This window comes from Streptomyces sp. P9(2023), assembly GCF_032436795.1.
Lineage (GTDB): Bacteria > Actinomycetota > Actinomycetes > Streptomycetales > Streptomycetaceae > Streptomyces.
The window spans coordinates 1-244 of record NZ_JAUPWM010000767.1 but is presented as its reverse complement, the minus strand read 5'-3'; the positions used below and the strand labels follow the sequence as shown (position 1 = coordinate 244).

The 244-nt window shown below is 62.7% G+C and carries 1 pseudogene; it reads left to right on the top strand.

Annotated features, from left to right (window positions below):
* Positions 1–244 (top strand): annotated as a pseudogene (locus Q5762_RS39385) (DNA-binding protein); the annotation flags it as partial.

The following is a 244-nucleotide window of genomic DNA, read 5'->3' as shown; positions in this document are numbered from 1 at the left end:
CAATTTCGTGCTGGCGACGTTCTATCGCTTCGCGTCGTCGAGCGGCTGCCTCGAGATCTCGATCCGCACACCCACATTCCCGGCACAGGCGCCGGGTCTGAAGGAGAGCGCATCGGCGGAAGCCATCGACATCAGGCACGATGGATGGAAGGCCCGTCTTCCCAAAGGCGAAGACGATCTCTGGAACGTCCTCACGGCGTTTGACGGCAAGGAGCAGGCGGCGCTGTTCGCGCATTGCGCATCG